The sequence below is a fragment of the Deinococcus aerophilus genome, assembly GCF_014647075.1.
Taxonomy (GTDB): domain Bacteria; phylum Deinococcota; class Deinococci; order Deinococcales; family Deinococcaceae; genus Deinococcus; species Deinococcus aerophilus.
The window spans coordinates 1-17152 of the sequence record NZ_BMOM01000001.1 but is presented as its reverse complement, the minus strand read 5'-3'; the positions used below and the strand labels follow the sequence as shown (position 1 = coordinate 17152).

The following is a 17152-nucleotide window of genomic DNA, read 5'->3' as shown; positions in this document are numbered from 1 at the left end:
CCTACCTCTATCTCAGCGCCTTGCGCTGAGCGTCGTCGAGCGCGGCCCGGGCACTTTGCCGGCCGCTGGTGGCGGCAGTGATCGCGTCTTCGAGCAGCCGGGACCAGCCCTCGTACCCGGGCACCGCCGGGCGCGGCACGGCGCGGCCCAGCTGGGCGTGCGCGGCGCGCAGCTGAGGATTTTTGGCATACCAACCCTCCAGCAGCGGCGTCACGGCGCGGCGCGGCGGCGCGTAGGCGGTGGCCTGCACCCAGCCGGCCAGGCGGGCCGGGTCCATCAGGTACTGCCAGAAGGCCAGCGCCCCCGCCTGCGCGCCCGCGCCGTTGCCGCGCGGCACGGTCAGGGTCGCGCCGCCCAGCGGCACCGTGCAGGCCCCGGCCTTCTCACAGGGAAACGGCGCGATGCCCAGCTGAAAAAACGGCAGCCGGCGCGCGTCGGTCCAGTTGGCCACGCTCGCCAGGGCGAAGACGTTCTGCCCGCGCGCGAAGTCGAAGGCGGCGCGGGTGGCCTCCCCCAGGCCGCGCGGCTGGGCCGACTTCGCGGCGCTCATGCGTGCAAGCTGGGTCAGCGCCTCGACCGCCTCGGGGCTGTTGAGGGCCGGCTGATTGCCGCTGACCAGCGCGCCCCCGCGCGAGAGCACGTTGGCCTCGAAGGTCCAGCCGTCGGCCAGCGCGACCAGCGGCCGGCGGCCCCCGCCCACCAGCTGCCCGCTGGCCGCCTCCAGCGCACTCCAGGTGCCCGGCACCGCCACCCCGGCCTTCTTCAGGGCTCCGGCGTTGTACATCAATACCGGCACGCTGACGTTCCACGGCAGGCCGTAGGTCTTGCCGGCCTGCTGCCCCGAGCGCCACACCGCCGGGTAAAAGTCGTTCTTCAGGGCCTCGGGCAGCTCGGCCTCGGCGCGGCTCAGGTCCATCAGCTGCCCCCCGGCCACCAGATCCGGAAACTGCGTGAACTCCACCTGGGCCAGCGCGGGGGGCTTGCCCGCCCGGATGGCCGCCTCCAGCCGGGGCTGCAGTTCGCGGTAGTTGCCCTGCGCCACCGGCACGATTTCGTAGGCGCTCTGTGAGGCGTTGAAGTCCCGGGCATATCCCGCCACGGTGTCCTGCACGCCGGTCATGGCGTGCCAGAACTCCAGGCGCAGCGGCGCGGCCTGGGCAGCGGGCGTGAGCAGCAGGGCAGACAGGGCCAGAGCAGGCAGGAGGCGCACGCGCGGAGTCTAGCGGCTGAAGCTGACGCCGGCTTGAACGGCCTTGACCGTCCGGGGCTGATGCGTTCGGGGCGCCGCCGTCACGGCAACACGGGGTACAGATCCACCCGGACGCTGGGCTTCACGTCGCTCCGCGCGGCCACGCCCACCACCGCCGTGGCTCCGTCGCGGGCATTCAGCCGGGTGAGCAGGGTCAGGAACTCGCCCACGTCCAGCCCCTTGTTCAGGATGTACTCGCTGGGCACCCCGCGCGTGGTGATGTCGGTGACGGCGTCCTTGACCAGATCCAGAATCTGGTTCTGGATGGTCTGCGGATCGGCCCCCAGGTTGATGCTGACGCGCCGGATCACCTCGCCCGAGCGGTACAGCACGGTGTTGGGCCGGGCCTCGCAGCTCAGGTCCACCGGAAAGCCTACCGCCGCGTTCTGGGCCGCGCGGCACTGCACGAAGGTGCTGGCGTTCAGACCGCGCAGCTTGTTCTCCAGCACGCTGCGGGCGGGCGCACTCAGGCGGGCGCTGGGCGCTCCCGCCGTTCCCCTGGCGCCGCGGGTCTGGGCCGCCCCGGAGGCGTCTTGCAGAAACTTGTCGAGGTTGCGGACCCCCGGCACCACGGCGGCGTAGACCAGCTCGTTCTTGGGGTAGGCCAGATCAATGTTGCGGCTCGCGCTGAGTTCGGCGCGGCTGGAGCTGTACTCGTCTTGCAGCTGGCCCAGGCTGCTGCGGGCGGCGGCGAGGTCACGGGCCAGCGCCTCGTTGCTGGCCTTCAGGTTCGTGTTGCTGGTCCGCAGCTGCTGGCCCTGCTGCTGCAGCGCGCCCAGGTCCCGGCGCGCTCGGTCCCGGTCGCTGGCGGCGGCGTCGCGCTCCCGGGCCACGCGGTCGCGCTCCGCGCCCAGGCGGTCGCGTTCGGCCGTGAGGGTATCCAGGGCCTTCTGGGCGGCGCGCTGCTGCTGCTGGGCGGCCGCCAGCGCCTGGGCCGCCTGATCGCGCGACTGCTCCAGGGCGGTGGCCTGGGCCTTGAGGGTCTTGACCTGCGCCGCCGCCGCCGCCGCCTGGGCCCGCGCCTCGGTCGCCTGCTTGCGCGCGGCGGCGGCCTGGGCCTGCGCCGCCTGCTGCTGGCGGCGCGCCTCGGTCTGGACCGCCTGGGCCTGGGCCTGCTCGGCGGCGGCGACCTGCTGGGCGGCCTCGGCCCGGGCCTGCGCAGCCTCGGCCCCGGTCTGGGCCGCCTGGGCACGCTCCTGGGCCGCCTGGGTTTCCTGTTCCGAGAACGCGATGCGGGTCTTGAGGTCAAGCACCTGCGAGTCCAGAACCTGCGCGCGGTCCTGGCTGGCCTTCAGGGCCTCCTCGGACTGCTGGAGCTTGGCGCGGTTCTCGGCGGCGCGGTCCTTGAGGGCCTGCAGGGTCGTGGTCTGTTCCTCGACCTGACGCTGCAGCGCGGCCGTGTCCTGGCGCAGCTTCTCCTCGGCGGCGCGGGTGGCGTTCAGGTCGGCGCGGGTGGTCTGCAGGTCACGCTGGGCGCGGGCCTGCAGTTCGCCCAGCCGCGCGGCCTCCTTCTGCGCCTGATCGCGCTCGCGCTGCGCGGCCCGCAGGTCGCCCTGGGCCACCCCGACCTCGCGCCGCAGCGACTCGATCTGGGGACGCAGCTGATCGGCCGCCGCAATGGTGGACACGGCGCTGCGGTTGAGCACCAGAAAGGCCGCCAGGCTGGCCGCGCTGATGCCCATGCCCGACAGGATCGCCACCAGAAGGGCCGTCGTCTTGGGCCGCAGGCCGAACCAGCGGATGTGCTTGCGCCCCGCCTTGCGGGCGATGGTGTCCGCGGCGTAGGCCACCACGCCGGACAGCACGACCACAAAGGGCAGAAAGAGCCACAGCACGCCTCAGCTCCCCTTCGCCCTACAGCTCGAAATCGTCGCCGAGGTAGTCGTTGCGGGCGTGCTCATCGCGCGCAAACTCCTGCGGCGTGCCCTCAAACTTCACCTGGCCGTCGAACATCAGATACACGCGGTCGGTCAGGGCGATGGTCTCGCGCACGTTGTGGTCGGTGATGAACACGCCGATGCCGCGGCGGTCGCGCAGTTCGCGGATCAGGCGCTGGATCTCGCGGATGCTCTTGGGGTCCACGCCGGTAAACGGCTCGTCCAGCAGCAGATAATCTGGGTCGGTGGTCAGGGCGCGGGCCAGCTCCAGACGGCGGCGTTCCCCGCCCGAAAGCTGATACGCGGCGCTGCCCGCAAGGTGGGTCAGGCCGAACTCGGCGAGCAGCGCGTCGGCGCGGGCCTCCTGCTCGGCGCGGGACAGGTGCTGGTATTCCAGGATGGCGAGCAGGTTGTCGCGGGCGCTGAGCTTGCGAAAGGCGCTGGGTTCCTGCGGCAGGTAGCCCAGGCCCAGCCGGGCGCGCTGGTGCATGGGCAGCCGGGTCACGTCGCGCTCGCCCAGCGTGATCTGGCCGCCGCCGGGGCGGATGAACCCCACGAGCATGTAGAAGGTGGTGGTCTTGCCCGCTCCGTTGGGGCCGAACAGCGCCACGATCTCGCCGGGATGCACCGTGAAGTTCACGTCGCGCACCACCTGACGCCGCCCGTAGGTCTTGCTCAGGCCGGTGGCCGTCAGGACCGGACGCGCCGCCTGGGCCCCGGCGGACACCCCTTCCGGTTCCCCGGAAACAAGCGTCTGGGCCGAGGCGGGGACGGATCGGGGGGCGGGCGCAGTCACCTGGGCAGCGTACCACGCGCGCCCACAGGGGCCCGTGAGCAAATTCCGATTCCGCCCGCCTCCCCCGGAGGGGGCCTAAACTGCGGGCATGTTACTCACCATCATCGTGCTGGATTCCGTGGGAGTGGGCGCGCTGCCGGACGCCGAGCAGTTCGGGGACGTGGGGTCCCACACCCTCAACCACACGCTGGAGGCCGCCCCGGTGCTCCTCCCCCACCTCGCCCGACTGGGACTGGCCCACGTTCCCACGGTCCAGACGGGCCCCGGTACCGTACCTGGCGTGGAGGCGCAGGGCGGCTACGGACGGCTGCGCGAGGTCAGCCCCGGCAAGGACACCTCCACCGGGCACTGGGAATTCATGGGGGTGCAGCTCGAACACGCCTTCCAGATCTTCCCCGAGGGCTTTCCGCCCGCCGTGATGGACCCCTTCGACGCCGCGACCGGACACGGCCACCTGTGCAACCGGCCGTACAGCGGCACCGAGGTGATCCGCGACTACGGCCGCGAGCACCTGAAGACCGGCGATCCCATCGTGTACACCAGCGGTGACAGCGTGTTCCAGATTGCCGCGCACGAGGACGTGGTGCCCCTGGAAACGCTGTACCGCTGGTGCGAGGCCGCGCGTGAGCTGCTGCAGGGCGAGTATGCCGTGGCCCGCGTGATCGCCCGGCCCTTCCGGGGCGAGTGGCCCTTCGAGCGCGCCAACGAGCACCGCAGGGACTTCTCGCTGACGCCGCCCCCCACCGTGCTCGACGCCGTGAAGGCCAGCGGGCAGGCGGTGATCGGCATCGGCAAGATCCCCGACATCTTCGCGCACCAGGGCTTTACCGAGGAGATCCACACCGACAGCAACGCCGACGGCATTCAGAAAACGGTGGCGCGCATGCGGGAGGCCGCCGCCGAGGGCACCTCGGGCCTGATCTTCACCAACCTCGTGGACTTCGACTCCAAGTTCGGGCACCGCCGCGACCCGGCCGGCTACAGCGCCGCGCTGGCCGAGTTCGACGCCGCCCTGCCCGGGCTGCTGGACAGCGTGCCGCAGGGCGGAGCACTGATCATCACCAGCGATCACGGCAACGACCCCACCTGGCACGGCACCGACCACACCCGCGAGTACGGCCTGCTGCTCGCCTACGCTCCGGGCATCGGCAGCGTGGACCTGGGCGAGCGCGCCACCTTCGCGGACATCGGGGCCACCGTGGCCGAGGCGCTGGGTGTGGCGTGGACAGGGCCGGGTGAGGGATTCTGGACCGCGCTGCGCTGACCCCGGACGGGGGCGCGGGCCGGCTTTACACCGCGCCCGAGGCCTTCTCCATGACCCTGACCCTGGGCGGGCGCTACGCCGGGGAACAGGCCTGGAGCGTGACGCCCGAGCGCGGCGTGGTGGTGGCGCGCGTGCAGACCGATTTCGGCGGCGTGCTGCCGGACCTGCGGCGGGTGCAGACCAGCCGCCTGCATCCGCACGACCTGACCAGCGTGAGCTACGCCGAGGGGGACGGGCGGGGCCGCGCCGCCTTCGAGACCACCTTTGACCGCTCCAGCGGCATGGTTACCCTGAGACAGGGCAAGGACGAGAGCCGCTCGGCCCTGACCACCGACCACCATGATCCGGTGGGGCTGCTGCTGTGGCTGCGGGCCCAGGTCGCGCGCGGCGGCCCCGAGCGCCTCCAGGCCCACCTCACCGGCGGGCGCGTGCTGATCCAGCGGCTGCCGGAAGACCAGATCGCGGGAACAGCCGCCCTGGGCTACTACCTGCGACCCGGCAACGCCTACGTGTACGTGGAGCGCGCCGCTCCCCACCGCCTGCTGCGCCTGATCCAGCCCACCGACTTCGGGCCGGTGGAGGCCAACCTGCAGGCTGCCGCGCCGCGCGCAGGCAACGAGCGCCGCCGCCGCGCCCGGAGTTAGCAGTCCTCCCTACGCCCCCTCAGGCCGCAGGTGTGCTTTCCTGGGACGGTCATGCAAGTGCTTGAAGGACCCTCTGCCCGCCGCGCCCTGACGCGCAGCTTCAACGACCTGCCGGTGCCCGAGAGCGTGCTCGCCCGCATCGAGAGCACCTTCGGCGAGCGCCTGACCCCACAGCAGGTCGTCGAGCGCATTCTCGCCGACGTGCGCGAACGTGGCGACGACGCCGTGCGCGACTGGACCGAGCGCCTTGACGGAGTGCGCCCGGACGCCCTGCGGATCAGCGCACAGGACCTCGCGGCGGCGCACATCGAGCCGGAACTGCACGCCGCCGTGCGCCTCGCCATCTCCCGGGTGCGGGCCTTCTACGAACAGCAGCCCGCCCACGGTTTCCTGAACCACGGCCCCGACGGGGCGCTGGGGCAGCTCGTCCGGCCGCTGGGCCGGGTGGGAGTGTACGTGCCCGGCGGGCTTGCGCCGCTGATCAGCACCCTGATCCACACGGCGGTGCCCGCCCAGGTGGCGGGCGTGCCTGAGATCGTGGTGGCCACCCCCCCCGGCAAGGACGGCGGCATTCATCCGGCCATTCTGGTCGCGGCGCGCGAACTGGGCCTCAGCGAGGTCTACCGGGTCGGCGGGGCGCAGGCCATCGGCGCGCTCGCCTACGGCACCGCCAGCATCGCGGGGGTGGACAAGATCGCCGGGCCGGGCAACCTGTTCGTGGTGATTGCCAAGCGGCTGGTGTACGGCGTCACCGGCATCGAGAGCCTGCCCGGCCCCACCGAGACGCTGGTTCTGGCTGACGACAGCGCCGACCCCCGCTTCGTCGCCGCCGATCTGCTGGCCCAGGCCGAACACCTGGGGGCCGAGCCGGTGCTTGTCTCGACGAGCCGTGGGCTGCTCGTCGCCGTGCAGGCCGAGCTGAACGGACAGCTTGAGGCGCTGCCCGAACCCAACCGCGGCTGGGCACGCGACAGCGTGACGAGCCGCATGAAGGTGGTGCTCGCCGCCTCGCTGGATGAGGCGCTGGACCTCGCCAATCTGTACGCCCCCGAACACCTGTGCCTGCTCACCCGCGATCCGTGGAGCCTGCTGGGCCGCGTGCAGCGTGCGGGCGGCGTGTTCATAGGCGAGGACAGCATGGAGGCGCTGGGCGACTACGTGGCCGGCCCCAGTCACGTGATGCCTACCGGGGGCACCGCGCGCTTTGCCAGCCCGGTCAATGTGCGCGACTTTCAGAACATCATCAGCGTGGTGGGGGTAAACCGCGAGACGCTGCGCCGCATTGGTCCCGCCGGGGCACAGCTCGCCCGCGCCGAGGGCCTGGAGGCGCACGCACGGGCCATCGAGGGTCGGCTGACCGGCGACACCGGCGGCGGGACCACGGACTAACTCCCGCTCGCTCCTGTCCTGCCCTCCAATATCCCCCGCACGTCCGCGGGCTGCCAGCCCTCCGGCTTGAGCTGCTTGCCGTCGGCGCGCCGGGGACCGCTCACCTTGTGCATGTTGGCGCGGTGCACCTCTGCAAAGACCGCGTCGACATCAATGCCCAGGGTCACGAAGGCTCCGTACGTCACGTACAGCAGGTCGGCGAGTTCGTGGGCCAGCGGGGCCAGATCGGTGCCTCCGGCCAGCTCTCCGGCCTGCAGGCGGGCGGCGAGCGCTCCGAATTCGGCCTGCACCTCCGCGAACTCCTCCTCGATCAGGGTGCGGCGCAGGGCGAGCACGTCCGGCGCGGGAACGGCGGGATGCGCCGGCACCTGCAGGCCGATGGCGCGGTGAAACTCGCGCAGGCGCTCAGCGTTGGTTCCGGGTGCGTCGGTGGCCGGGTCGGTCGTCATGCCGCGCACCATAACGGGCGCCTGGGAAGGAATCCAGAAAAAAGACCGGGAACATGGCGTTCCCGGCCCTGCATGGTGGTGTTGGGGCGGGTGGGGGGACTTGAACCCTCCGGTGGCCTGCCGGCCCGCTCGCGCGCCCGTTTGATAGAGGGGTGGGCGTCTTTCCCCTGACCGTTGGCACCGTCCGTACACAGCGGAATCCGGCGCTTCCAGGGCCATGCGAAAGTATGGCGCGGGCGCGTCAGCAGCGCGTCTGCCAGGTACACAGCAAACCTTAAGCCATCTGGCGTGCCCGCTTACAGTTCGACGATCCGGTAGCCGTAGGCGTTGACCACCCGCGCGCCGGAAGCCTCGTCGGTGTATTCGAGCTTGCGGCCCTCGTATTCATGAATGTGTCCGTGGACCACCAGCGCCGGACGGCGGCGGACCATAAAGCGGTTGAGTTCCGGGCAACCCCGGTGGGCGTAGTCACTGCCCGCGTGCGGGCCGACCGGCGGAGCGTGGGTGAGCAGCACGTCCACCCCCCTGCGCGCCCGCCACGCCAGCTTACCCAGACCCCAGCGCGCCTCCGAGGAGCTGTACTGCCCGTGGCCGTCCTGACGGTAGCGCGGCACGCCGCCCCAGCCCGCGACCCTCAGCCCCGCCTCCTGAACCACACGGCCATGAACCGGAATCACGCCGCGCGGCGGAATGCGGCCGTCGCCCTCGTTCACCGACTCGTTCTCGTGGTTGCCATGCACGTAAAGAATCGGCACCGTGAGCTTGGTCGCCAGGAACTCCAGGTAATACCCTGGAATGTCCCCGGCGGCCAGCACGGCGTCCACGTCGGGCACCCCCTTCGGAAAGCCCGAGCGGTACACGAAGGGATGCACGTAGTCCGCCAGCAGCATCAGCCGTTTGCCCAGCGCGGGCACGGAAGGGGAAGCGGGGATGGGATCAGTCATGTCGGGGAACGTGGGCCCAGTCTAGGCCCGGAGGCCGCGCAACGGGCCAGAGGTGGCGCCGGCCATAAGTCATCTGGCCGACGACAGGCCGTGAACCCGCAGCCTACCCTGACGCCGTGTCCGTCCTCTTTACGCCACGTTTACTCCTGCTGCCCCTGACCCGCGCCATGATCGTGGCCCGCCTGGAAGGCACCGATTTCGAGCTGACCTGCGACACGCCGCAGGGACCGCTGCAGGTCTTCTTTCCGGCCCAGTGGCCCGGCGACCCGCTGCCGATCTTTCCGCTGTACCTGACCCGTGTGGATTCCAACGGGGAAAAGCCCGGCTCCTTTGTGGCGGTGCAGCGCGACCCCCAGCGCCCGGGAACGGGCCGGGCCGTGGGACAGCTGGGCAGCAAGGGCCAGCCGGACGCGGCGGGGGCGCTGGAAATCGGTTACGGCATGAACCCATCAGCCTGGGGCCAGGGCCTCGCCACCGAGGCGGTGAGGGCGTTGGTGGCCTGGCTGCACGCCCGGCCCGACGTGCAGACCGTGACCGCCCAGACCGCCCTGCACAACCGCGCCAGCGAGCGCGTGCTGGAAAAGCTGGGCTTCGTGCGGACCGGCACGGGCTGGGACGAGGAGGACGGCGAACTGACGCAGTGGGCGTACCAGCCTTAGGCCAGGGAGCATGAATATTCACCGCTGGCCCGCCGACGTGCGCGCCACCGCACTTCCGGAAAAATAATGTTGCAGCCGTAAGGCATAAGCCGTGGCAGCCCCTAAGCTGCAGGCATGAACGTTTCTATTCTGGGAATTCCGATGGATCTGGGCGCGGGACGGCGCGGCGTGGATATGGGGCCCTCGGCCCTGCGCAACGCCCATCTCGCGACCCGCCTGCGAGAACTGGGCCACGAGGTCCACGATCTGGGCGACATCGGTGTCGCGCTGCCCGAGACGCTGGACAAGCACGAGGAAGCCGGACTGGTCTTTCTGGAACCCATTCTGGACGCCTGCCGCAGCACCGTTGGGCGGGTGGCCGAACTGCCCGCCGACACCTTTCCCCTGACCCTGGGGGGCGACCACAGCGTGGCGATGGGAACCGTGACCGGCAACGCCCTGCGCGGCAACCCGGCGGGCGAGCGGACCGGCCTGATCTGGGTGGACGCCCACACCGACTACAACACGCCCCGCAGCAGCCCCAGCGGCAACATCCACGGCATGCCGGTTGCCCACCTGACCGGCCTGGGCGACGCCCGCCTCAGCGGCCTGGGCGGTCCGTGGCAGCTGCGCCCCGAGGACATCGTGATGATCGGCATCCGCAGCGTGGACCGCCACGAGCGCGATCTGCTGCGCGAGGCCGGCATCCAGGCCTACACCATGAAAGAGGTGGACCAGATGGGCATTACCCGCATCGTCGAGGAAACCCTGGAACGTCTGTCAGGCGTAACGCGCCTGCACGTTTCCTTCGACGCCGACGCCCTGGACCCCAGTGTGTGCCCGGGTGTCGGCACGCCTGTTCCCGGCGGCCTGACCTACCGTGAGGGCCACCTCCTGATGGAACTGCTGAGCGAGTCCGGGCGCGTGACGAGCATGGACATCGTGGAGGTCAACCCGGTGCTCGACCTGCACAACCAGACGGCCGAGGTGATGGTGGGCATGGCCGCCAGCCTGCTGGGCCAGCGCATCCTGTAGAACCGTGAAGTGCGGGCGGGGCGCCGGGGGCCGGCACCCCGCTCAAGCTGCCGGTTCGGTTCACCGGCTCAGTCCCCGGTTCAGTCCTCCAGGTCAACGTCGAGGTCGTCTTCGGCGCGCACCGGCTCGGGGATGACGTGCGGGCGCGCAAAACGCATGTAGTCCAGCCAGGGGGGCGTGTGGCCCAGCTGCCGCACCAGCAGGGCAATCTGGGCGGTGTGGCGTACCTCGTGGGTCATGACGTTCCACATCAGCTGATCCAGAGTCACCACGTCGCTGCCCGGATCATCCTGCACCAACCGGATGCTGCGCTCTAGGTCCGGCTCTCCCTCCAGGAAGGTCATGGTGCGCGCGCCTACCTCGCGGCCATAGTCGATGATCCAGCTCAGGTCGTACTGTTCGGCCTGGGGCTTGACCCAGTCGTGCTGAAAGTGCCCCGCTCTGTGCACGCTGTCGCCGCGCGCGATGGAATGCACCCAGTGGTCCTCAAAATCAATGGTGTGCAGCAGCAGGTCCTTGATGTTGTGAAAACGGTCGCCCGTCTCGATCAGGTCCCGGTTGAGGTCGGCAGTGGGCAGGGCACGCAGGTAGTTCCACAATTGCTCGCGCGCCGCAGACAGGTAAGTGTAGAACTCGCGAACGTTCATGAGTGATTCCCAGCATACTCCCCGGGCGCCGCCCCCGGGGCCCAGGTTGCGTTCGCCGCGCCGGGCAGCCCGCCCAGCACCGGGGCCAGTGCCCGCCGCACGTCGTCCAGGTCGACCACCTGTACCAGATCGGCGTGCAGTTCGGGGCGGTCGGGCAGGTACCTGGGCAGCACCTTGCGCAGTGGCCGCAGGGTCAGGCGACCGCTGTCATCGTTATAAAAGCGGGTCTGGAGTTCGGCGTGGCGCAGCGCGGTGTGGGCGCGGGTATCCAGATCCGGCGCTGTGTCGTCGCCGGTGGACAGCGCCCGGAAGATCCAGGGATTGCCCACCGCGCCGCGCCCGATCATCACGGCGGCCACCCCGCTGCGCTGCCGCACGCGGGCATGATCGGCGCTGAGGATGTCCCCGCTGCCCACCACCGGCACGTCCACGCTCGCGGCGACGCGGGCAATCGCGTCCCAGTCGGCCTCGCCGGTGTAGCGCTGGCGGCTGGTGCGCCCGTGTACGGTGATCAGCGCCGCGCCCGCCGCGGCCAGCCCCTGCGCGACCTCCACACTGCGGTCACTGTCCCAGCCCAGGCGGATCTTGGCGCTCACGTCCAGTGAGGTGGCCGAGCGCATCGCGCGGATCAGGGTGAAGGCCACCTCCGGCGTCTGCAGCAGGCACGCTCCCCCCTTGCCGCGCACCTTGGGCACCGGGCAGCCCATGTTCAGGTCGAGGGCCGCCGGAGCAAACCACGCCTCGGCCCGGCCCACCGCCTCGGCCAGAACTTCCGGCTCGGCGCCGAACAGCTGCACCACGCGCCCCGCCTCGCCGGGATACGGCCGGCCCAGGTTCAGGCGTTCGGTGTCTCCACCCATCACCAGCCCGCGGGCGCTGATCATCTCGCTAACGGTCCACAGCGCGCCGTGCTCGGAGGCCAGCTGGCGCATGGGAGCGTCGCTGTAACCCGCCATGGGCGCCAGCACCGCTCCCGGACGGGTCAGCCGGGCCGCATAAAAGGAACTGGGGGTGGGGCGGTTGCTCATGGTCTCAGGGTACCTCACCCCCCCCCGCCATTGCGTGAAGACCGTCTCAAACGCCGTCCACGCACCATGCGTACCCTTCTTGCGCTTCACGGGGTATGCTTTAAAGCAGTCCAGCACACCACAGTGATGATCCTCTCTGGACGTTACTGCGCTACTTTCACTCTTTTCCGGTCCTGCTGGATGGGGGAGGCTTCATCTTGAATGCCACGCCGCTGGCGCTCCACCACGCGCCGCTGCTTCATACGCTCTACACCGCCGCTCCAGGCTATTTCGCCCTGCTGGGCACCCGCGTTCCGTCCCTGAAAGAGGTCGAGCGGGACGTGGAGATCGCCCTGCTTGACCCGCGCCGGCGTCTGGAACTGCTCCATGACCATGACGGGCAGCTGGTGGGCAGCCTGGACTACAAACTTGACTACCCGCAGGAAGGCGACCTGACCATCAACCTGCTGCTGATCCGCGAAGATCGCCAGTCGCAGCGCCTGGGCGAGGCCGCCATGCGGCATCTGGAAGGCCGCCTGCCGCCGGGCATCCGGCGCGTCCTCGCCAGCGTGCTGGGCGACAACCCACGCGGCGCCCGCTTCTGGGAACGCCTGGGCTTTGCCTTCACGGTGGACGCCCGCCCGGTCATGTCCTGGTATGCCAAACCGGTCCACACCCGCCTGCACGACCCCGATCCGGTCCTGAACGTGAGTGTGGCGAGCGACTGAGCGGTGGACCCGGCCGCCGCGCCCACCCTGTGGACTATTTGACCGAGAACGCTGAGCTGCACGCCCTTCTGGACACGCTGGGCGCCCACGGCGTCACTGTGCTAGAGGACGTGCTGGAGGACACCCGCGAGCACCCCCAGAGCCGCCGCCGGGGCCACAGCAAGACGGAGCTGGTGGGCGGGATGGGAAATCTCCATCCCCTCCACTGCGGGTAAACGGGTTCTGTAACGCGGGTCGGCTGGTGTGTCCCTCTGGTGTCCTCCGGAAGCACACGAGCCGACCTTTCTCATTCCGATCAGAACGCAGTCCGGCTGGACAACCTCACGCCCGCATCCCCCCGCCCCCGTTCTGCCGGTTCATCCACGCGGGCGGCTTGGGCGCAAAGCGGCCCAGGATGGTCTGCTGGTCGTAGGCTAGGTACGCCTCAATCCACGGAAAGGTGCTGTTCAGCACCCGGATCGCGTCGGGGCTGCCCATGCCGTGGTCCAGCTGATACACCACGAACTGCTCGGGCGTTTCCAGGCGCAGGTAGGTGGGCATGCTGCCTGCGTGTTCATCCAGCACGCTCTGAAACTCGCCCACGGCGTCGGGGCTGGCGGTTTCCAGATCGATGTTGACGTACATGACCTTGGGCACCTCCGAGAGCTGCTCGATGCTCACGAGTTCCTCGGCAATGGCGCGCAGGCCGCCGTCCTCGGATTCCAGCTCCACGATCACCAGCGCGGGCGTGTCGTTCACCAGCTTGTCCTGAATGCGGTCGTAGGCGCGGGAAAAGGCCACCAGCTCGGTCTGCCCGGACTCGTCGGCCAGGATGAAGCGGGCCATCATGCCGCCCGACTTGGTGGGTTTCTTGACCACGCTTTCCACCATGCCCGCGAGCACCGCCTTGATGCGCTTGCCGGGAGCGACGTTCTGGGTCTGGAACCACGTGTCCAGATCGCTGATGCGGCAACTGGCCGCCTCGCGCAGGCCCTCGTGCTGCTCCAGCGGGTGACCGGAGATGTACAGACCCAGGGCGTCCTTCTCGATGCTCAGGCGTTCCAGATCGGTCAGGGGGGTGAAAGAGGATTTCAGCGGCGGCTCGGGGGCGGTTTCTTCCAGGCCGAACAGGGCGTCCATGCCGCTGCTGATCATGGAGGCGGCTCCCTGCGCCCAGGCCAGCGTCTCTTCCAGGCTGTCGAGCAGCTGGCGGCGCTCGCCAAAGGCGTCGAAGGCACCGCTCTTGATCAGGCTTTCCAGGGCCTTGCGGTTGCAGGTCTTGTTGTCCACCCGTGAGCAGAAGTCGGCAAACGACTTGAAACGCCCGCCGCGCTCGCGCTCCTCCAGAATGCGCTGCACCGCGCCCTCGCCCAGGCCCTTGATGGCGTACATCCCGAACAGGATTTCCTGCCCCGCCACCGCGAAGTCCGGAGCCGAGCGGTTGATGTCCGGCGGCAGCACCCGCACGTCCATCTTGCGGGCGTCACTGATGTACTCGGCCACCTTGTCGCTGTCCTTGCGCTCCACCGTGAGCAGCGCGGCCATGAACTCCACCGGGTAGTTCGCCTTGAGCCACGCGGTCTGGTACGTGATGACCCCGTAGGCCGCCGAGTGCGACTTGTTGAAGCCGTAGTTGGCAAAGGCGTCCAGCAGGTCGAACAGGCGGTTGCCCTCGTCCTTGGGAACGCCGTTGCCCTCGGCCCCGGTCACGAAGATCTGGCGCTGGCGCTTCATCTCCTCGGCGTCCTTCTTGCCCATCGCGCGGCGCAGCAGGTCGGCCCCGCCCAGCGAGAAACCCGCGACCTCGGAAGCGATCTGCATGATCTGTTCCTGGTACACCGGAATGCCGTAGGTCTCGGCCAGGATCTTTTCCAGGTACTGCGCGCTGTGCGGAAAGCCGTCACGCACGTAGTCCACTTCCTCGATGCCGTGGTGGCGGCGCACGTAGGTGGGGATGTTCTCCATCGGGCCGGGGCGGTACAGCGCCGAGAGCGCGATGATGTCGGCCAGCCGGCGCGGCTTGAGGCGGCGCGAGGCGTCGGCGATCCCGGCTCCTTCCAGCTGGAACACGCCCTTGGTGTCGCCCCGGCTCATCAGCTCGTAGGTCCGGGCGTCGTCGAAGGGAATGGCGTCGAAGTCGATCTCGATGCCGCGCGACTCGCGCATGATGCGCCGGGCCTCGTCCAGGAACGACAGGGTACGCAGCCCCAGGAAGTCCATCTTGATCAGGCCGATGTCCTCGACGGCCTTCATGTCGTACTGGCAGACCATGCCCATGCCGGACGTGTCGCGCATCACCGGCACGAGGTCGGTGAGCTGCGTCTTGCCGATCACCACCCCCGCCGCGTGGACCGAGGCGTGACGGGTCAGGCCCTCGAGTTTCTGCGCGAACTCGTAGGCCTCGAGCAGTTGCGCGTCCTCGGCGAGCATCTGCTGGATGTCCGGCACGGCGCCGCGGGCCTGCTCCAGCGAGAAGCTCTTGCCGAACTTGATGGGAATCAGCTTGCTGACCTTGTCCACCTTGGCGTATTCCAGGCCCATCACGCGGGCCACGTCCTTCAGGCACGCCTTGCTCGCCATGGTCCCGAAGGTGGCGATCTGGGCCACCTTGTCCTCGCCGTACTTGTCCTGCACGTACTGGATGACCTCGATGCGCCGGGCGTCGTTGAAGTCGATGTCGAAGTCGGGCATGGAGATGCGGTCGGGGTTCAGGAAGCGCTCGAACAGCAGCTCGAACTCCAGCGGGTCGAGGTTGGTGATGCGCATGGCGTAGGCCACCAGCGACCCTGCGCCCGAACCGCGCCCCGGCCCCACGCTGATGTCCTGGTCCTTGGCCCAGTTGATGTAATCGGCCACGATCAGGAAGTAGTCGGGAAAGCCCATGTTGTTGATGACGCTCAACTCGTACTCGGCGCGGCGCAGCAGAACCAGGGCGTGGGTATGGTGGGCGCGGCAGGTGCTTTCCTCCTCGCTGCCGGGATCAAGCTGGATGGCCGTGTCGCTGGCCTCGCCCCTGCTGCGCTGCCAGTCGGTGCAGGCGTAGCTGGGCAGGGGACCGCTGCCGGCCTCGGCTTCCATGACTTCCAGCGCCGGGTACGGCGTGTACTTCTCCCCCGCCGCCTTGCCGCGCGCCTCCCACTCGCTGCCTAAAAAGGCCACCAGGGTCAGCAGCGTGTCCTGGTCGCAGGTGCGGGCGTCGCAGCCGTGGGTGCGCGTCAGCACCCGCTCACGCTCTTCCGGCTCCAGCGCCGCGAGGCTCCGCACCGCGTACTCGCGCAGCAACGCCTCGGTGACGTGGTGCGGGTAGCGCTTGAGGCTCCCGGCGTAGGTCTGCACCCGCAGTTCCTCGGCCATGGTCCGGCCCTCGGGAATGGGCAGCGCGGGCATCTGGTACACGCGCTTCTTGCCCACCGGCAGGTCCACATTGCACAGGTCGGCAATCCGGGCAGTGTTGTCGAAGACTTCCTCGCCCCATTCGGCCACAGGCAGGGCGCGGTGCATCTCGTCGAGGTCCTTGACGTAGAACTCGTCGCACGGAAACTTGAAGCGGTTCTCGTCGGCCAGGGTGGCCTTGGTCTGAATCGCGAGCAGGGTTTCGTGGGCGGTGGCATCGGACTTCTTGACGTAGTGGCCGTCGTTCGTCGCCACCATGCCGATGCCGAGTTCCTGTGCCCAGGCCTTCAGAATCGGGTTGTTCCTGCGCTGCTCGGGCAGGCCGTGGTCCTGAATCTCGATGTAGTAGTTCTCGCCGAACAGGTCGCGGTACCACATCAGTCTCTGCCTGGCCTCGTCCTCCCGGCCCTGCAGCAGCAGCTGCTGCACCTCGCTGCCCAGGCACCCGGAAAAGGCGATGATGCCCTTGTGGTGCTCCTGCAGCAGTTCGTGGTCAATGCGCGGCTTGTAGTAGTAGCCCTCGGTGTAGCCCCGGCTGCTCAGGCGGCACAGGTTCTGGTAACCCTCGAAGTCGCGGGCCAGCAGCGTGAGGTGAAAGATGCCCTTCTCGCCGCTCACACCCGGTTTCTTGTCGCGCCGCGTGCCCATGCCCGGCACCACATACGCCTCGTAGCCCAGAATCGGCTTGACCTGCGCCGCCTGTGCGTAGTTGTAGAAGTGCACCGCGCCGTGCATGTTGCCGTGGTCGGTCATGGCGCACGCGGCGTCCTGGCCCTCGGGCGTGACCTCTTTCACCCACTTGAGCAGGTCCTTGAGTTTGGCCGCGCCGTCCAGCAGCGAGTACTGGGTGTGCTGGTGCAGGTGTGCAAAGCGTCCGCTGTAGCTCTTTTCCGGCGCGCAGCACGAGCCGTCCGGAAGGTGGATATGGGGAGCAGAATCGGCGGGCACGGTCATGCCCAGAGCATAGGTCGCCCCGCGCCCGCTGTCCGTGACTCCAGGCCTTGACGCTGCTTGGCCGCCCATCTGTTCAGGGCTAGAGCCCGTTTTGGAATTTCACGCCTCTCTGGGCGAGCAAATACCATGAGGAATGGCCTCTCAGACGTATGGTTCTGA

15 protein-coding genes are annotated in these 17152 nt (G+C 69.3%); 7 read left to right on the top strand and 8 right to left on the bottom strand.

The window, feature by feature from the left end:
* Window positions 1-7: 7 nt before the first annotated feature.
* The 3 genes from IEY21_RS00075 to lptB all read right to left on the bottom strand — a co-directional run bounded on the left by IEY21_RS00075 (window position 8) and on the right by lptB (window position 3853).
* Window positions 8-1210, bottom strand: a complete 1203-nt coding sequence (locus IEY21_RS00075; protein WP_229752713.1) for an ABC transporter substrate-binding protein — start codon at window positions 1208-1210, stop codon at window positions 8-10.
* An 80-nt stretch (window positions 1211-1290) separates the two neighbouring features.
* Window positions 1291-3084 carry a DUF3084 domain-containing protein gene (locus IEY21_RS00070; RefSeq protein WP_188900069.1) on the bottom strand — a complete coding sequence of 598 codons (1794 nt, stop codon included), beginning with the start codon at window positions 3082-3084 and terminating at the stop codon, window positions 1291-1293.
* Between the two features lie 19 nt (window positions 3085-3103).
* Window positions 3104-3853, bottom strand: coding sequence for an LPS export ABC transporter ATP-binding protein (lptB, locus tag IEY21_RS00065; protein WP_188900590.1), 750 nt, complete (start codon window positions 3851-3853; stop codon window positions 3104-3106).
* A gap of 157 nt (window positions 3854-4010) precedes the next feature.
* On the opposite strand from lptB, the gene IEY21_RS00060 reads away from it, so the two are divergent.
* Genes IEY21_RS00060 through hisD form a run of 3 tightly spaced genes read left to right on the top strand, consistent with a single transcriptional unit; the run spans window position 4011 to window position 7219 of the window.
* A complete protein-coding gene (locus IEY21_RS00060; RefSeq protein ID WP_188900067.1) occupies window positions 4011-5186 on the top strand; it encodes a phosphopentomutase in 1176 nt (391 codons plus the stop codon).
* A 50-nt stretch (window positions 5187-5236) separates the two neighbouring features.
* Window positions 5237-5830 carry a hypothetical protein gene (locus IEY21_RS00055; RefSeq protein ID WP_229752712.1) on the top strand — a complete coding sequence of 198 codons (594 nt, stop codon included), beginning with the start codon at window positions 5237-5239 and terminating at the stop codon, window positions 5828-5830.
* Between the two features lie 51 nt (window positions 5831-5881).
* Window positions 5882-7219 (top strand): histidinol dehydrogenase, encoded by a 1338-nt coding sequence (hisD, locus tag IEY21_RS00050; protein WP_188900065.1) that lies wholly within the window; start codon window positions 5882-5884, stop codon window positions 7217-7219.
* On the opposite strand, the gene IEY21_RS00045 is transcribed toward hisD, so the two are convergent.
* Both IEY21_RS00045 and IEY21_RS00040 read right to left on the bottom strand, forming a co-directional pair.
* Window positions 7216-7668 (bottom strand): pyrophosphohydrolase domain-containing protein, encoded by a 453-nt coding sequence (locus IEY21_RS00045; RefSeq protein ID WP_188900063.1) that lies wholly within the window; start codon window positions 7666-7668, stop codon window positions 7216-7218. The genes hisD and IEY21_RS00045 overlap by 4 nt on opposite strands.
* 296 nt (window positions 7669-7964) lie before the next feature.
* Window positions 7965-8612: a metallophosphoesterase family protein gene (locus IEY21_RS00040; RefSeq protein ID WP_229752711.1), complete on the bottom strand. Its 648-nt coding sequence runs from the start codon at window positions 8610-8612 to the stop codon at window positions 7965-7967.
* A gap of 116 nt (window positions 8613-8728) precedes the next feature.
* Between IEY21_RS00040 and IEY21_RS00035 the strand changes: the two genes are divergently transcribed.
* Together IEY21_RS00035 and rocF are read left to right on the top strand one after the other, a co-directional pair.
* Window positions 8729-9271 carry a GNAT family N-acetyltransferase gene (locus IEY21_RS00035; protein ID WP_229752710.1) on the top strand — a complete coding sequence of 181 codons (543 nt, stop codon included), beginning with the start codon at window positions 8729-8731 and terminating at the stop codon, window positions 9269-9271.
* Between the two features lie 114 nt (window positions 9272-9385).
* Window positions 9386-10285 carry an arginase gene (gene rocF / locus IEY21_RS00030; RefSeq protein WP_188900061.1) on the top strand — a complete coding sequence of 300 codons (900 nt, stop codon included), beginning with the start codon at window positions 9386-9388 and terminating at the stop codon, window positions 10283-10285.
* A gap of 80 nt (window positions 10286-10365) precedes the next feature.
* On the opposite strand, the gene IEY21_RS00025 is transcribed toward rocF, so the two are convergent.
* Entirely contained in the window at window positions 10366-10932 is a 567-nt protein-coding gene (locus IEY21_RS00025) for a DinB family protein (RefSeq protein WP_188900059.1), read from the bottom strand.
* Complete coding sequence (locus IEY21_RS00020) at window positions 10929-11960, bottom strand: tRNA dihydrouridine synthase (protein ID WP_188900057.1); 1032 nt, start codon at window positions 11958-11960, stop codon at window positions 10929-10931. Before IEY21_RS00020 ends, IEY21_RS00025 begins: the two co-directional genes overlap by 4 nt.
* A 197-nt stretch (window positions 11961-12157) precedes the next feature.
* Between IEY21_RS00020 and IEY21_RS00015 the strand changes: the two genes are divergently transcribed.
* Both IEY21_RS00015 and IEY21_RS00010 read left to right on the top strand, forming a co-directional pair.
* The gene (locus tag IEY21_RS00015; RefSeq protein WP_188900055.1) at window positions 12158-12667 is read left to right on the top strand and encodes a GNAT family N-acetyltransferase; all 510 of its coding nucleotides are present in this window, start codon (window positions 12158-12160) and stop codon (window positions 12665-12667) included.
* Between the two features lie 38 nt (window positions 12668-12705).
* Window positions 12706-12882, top strand: coding sequence for a hypothetical protein (locus IEY21_RS00010; RefSeq protein ID WP_188900053.1), 177 nt, complete (start codon window positions 12706-12708; stop codon window positions 12880-12882).
* Window positions 12883-12988: 106 nt separating this feature from the next.
* Here the strand turns inward: IEY21_RS00010 and dnaE are convergent, their stop codons facing one another.
* Entirely contained in the window at window positions 12989-16993 is a 4005-nt protein-coding gene (gene dnaE / locus IEY21_RS00005) for a DNA polymerase III subunit alpha (protein ID WP_188900050.1), read from the bottom strand.
* Between the last annotated feature and the right edge of the window lie 159 nt (window positions 16994-17152).